Origin of the sequence: Rhizobium sp. WYCCWR 11146, assembly GCF_013591995.1 — a bacterium.
GTDB classification, from domain to species: Bacteria; Pseudomonadota; Alphaproteobacteria; order Rhizobiales; family Rhizobiaceae; genus Rhizobium; species Rhizobium indicum.
On the sequence record NZ_JACCEY010000046.1, the window covers coordinates 1 to 1,258 of the forward strand.

The following is a 1,258-nucleotide window of genomic DNA, read 5'->3' on the forward strand; positions in this document are numbered from 1 at the left end:
GTCGAGATCTATCCGGGCTTTGCCGCAACCGAAGTGCTCTACAATGACGAAGGCGCGGTGATCGGGGTCGCCACCGGCGACATGGGCATCGAGAAGAACGGCGAGCCCGGCCCGAACTATACCCGCGGCATGGAACTGCTCGGCAAATATGTGCTGATCGGCGAGGGTGTGCGTGGCTCGCTCGCCAAGCAGCTGATTGCCAAGTTCGATCTGCAGAAGGACCGCGAACCGCAAAAGTTCGGCATCGGCATCAAGGAGCTGTGGCAGGTCAAGCCGGAAAACCATAGGCCGGGCCTGGTGCAGCACTCCTTCGGCTGGCCGCTCGGCATGAAGACCGGCGGCGGCTCCTTCCTCTATCACCTGGAAGACAATCTGGTCGCCGTCGGCTTCGTCGTCCACCTCAATTACAAGAACCCTTATCTCTATCCCTTCGAGGAATTCCAGCGCTTCAAGACCCATCCGGCGATCCGCACCACCTTCGAGGGCGGCAAGCGGCTGTCCTATGGCGCGCGTGCCATCACCGAGGGCGGTTACCAGTCGGTACCGAAGCTTTCCTTCCCCGGCGGGGCGCTGATCGGCTGTTCGGCCGGTCTGGTCAACGTGCCGCGCATCAAGGGCAGCCACAATGCGGTGCTGTCGGGCATGCTCGCGGCCGAGAAGATCGCCGCCGCGATTACCGCCGGTCGCAGCCATGACGAGATCGTCGAGATCGAGAATGAATGGCGCAAGGGTGACATCGGCAAGGATTTGAAGCGCGTCCGCAACGTCAAGCCGCTGTGGTCGAAGTTCGGCACGGCACTCGGCGTGGCGCTTGGCGGCTTCGACATGTGGACCAACACGCTGTTCGGCTTTTCCGTCTTCGGCACGCTGAAACATGGCAAGACCGATGCTGAGAGCCTGGAGCCGGCGTCACAGCACAAGCCGATCGCCTATCCGAAACCCGATGGCGTCTTGACCTTCGATCGCCTGTCCTCGGTGTTCCTGTCGAACACCAATCACGAGGAAGACCAGCCGGTGCATCTGCAGGTCAAGGACATGAACCTGCAGAAGAGTTCGGAACACGACATCTATGCCGGCCCGTCGACGCGTTACTGTCCGGCCGGCGTCTATGAATGGGTGGAGAAGGACGGCAAGGACGTCTTCGTCATCAACGCCCAGAACTGCGTGCACTGCAAGACCTGCGACATCAAGGATCCCAACCAGAACATCAACTGGGTGCCGCCGCAGGGCGGCGAGGGGCCGGTCTATCCGAATATGT

Annotated in this window: 1 protein-coding gene; it reads left to right on the forward strand. The window is 61.4% G+C overall.

All coding sequences use genetic code 11. The features are described from left to right. A partial coding sequence (locus HX899_RS34605) for an electron transfer flavoprotein-ubiquinone oxidoreductase (RefSeq protein WP_181294548.1) occupies positions 1 to 1,258 on the forward strand: 1,258 nt, incomplete at both ends.